This window comes from Psychrobacter sp. 1U2 (assembly GCF_051847575.1).
Genome location: NZ_JBPYDC010000744.1, coordinates 1 through 862, shown reverse-complemented (window position 1 = coordinate 862; position 862 = coordinate 1). Strand labels below are relative to the sequence as shown.

Sequence of the window (862 nt, the reverse complement as noted above, 5' to 3'; positions counted from 1 at the left end):
CTTGATTAAAAAAATCTGCAAATTCTTCGACGTGATTTTGATTGAGATCACTACCTGCAAATGATACTTCTTTATAAGCAAGACCTGCATCGGTAGCAGCCGCTTCAATATCAGCACTGGTTGGCTGGCCTGGCTCTTCGCCATCGGGACGATTATTAATAATGGTCTTAAAGCCATTCTCAGCAATCATAGGGATTTGATCAGGGGTGATTTGTCCAGTAATACTAACTTGATGGCTCATAAGAGCTCCTTTTTTAGAATGATTTATTAAATGTAGTTAGTGTCTGTTTAAGACGTTACTTTCTCAGATACGTTATTTCTTAACAGATACGGTTTTTGAGACCCATTGTTTTAAGCTAAATATATATAAACGTTATAACAAACCTTGCATCAACGCACTTTGGTACAGTAGCTTGGCGCGTGCCCCAGTCCCGCAAAACATCAATATAGGTTTGGGTGCGGTACGATAAAAATCAGCAAATTGCTGCACAGTCATCATACTCAAACGCTCATCATCAAAAGGTAGATGATGATAAGTTAGGTTTGCTTGCTCGGTAGCTGTGGCCAAATCACAGCTATTAGGCTGCGTATCAACCTCAGCATCAGGACGTATATTGAGCACTGAGCGATAGCCAAGCTCGGCGATTTTGATACATTGGCTTGGATAAATTTGTCTATAAATGGTTATATCATTGGTCATAACTGTATTCAATTGAGTTTGTTAAAGTAGGGTTATCAAAGAAGATTGTAGCGTATTAAACCAGTAAAGATATGGAAGCTAATAGAGTCTATTTCAACCAATTTGTCTATACAACAAGATAGCATAATACGTACTCTATCATAACGATATTTTGTGACAGAC

General features: G+C 38.2%; 2 protein-coding genes. Both read right to left on the bottom strand.

What is annotated here, in order from left to right:
• Window positions 1-241 (bottom strand): protein tyrosine phosphatase family protein (locus tag ACS8FD_RS18480; protein WP_439276916.1); only part of this gene is annotated, 241 nt, incomplete at its 3' end.
• 132 nt (window positions 242-373) lie between these two features.
• Complete coding sequence (locus ACS8FD_RS18475) at window positions 374-700, bottom strand: protein tyrosine phosphatase family protein (protein WP_299217749.1); 327 nt, start codon at window positions 698-700, stop codon at window positions 374-376.
• Window positions 701-862 lie beyond the last annotated feature (162 nt).

What these genes read in the sequence shown, in the direction of transcription:
- ACS8FD_RS18475 (WP_299217749.1), bottom strand. Translation starts at nt 700, where the DNA reads ATGACCAATGATATAACCATTTATAGACAAATTTATCCAAGCCAATGT.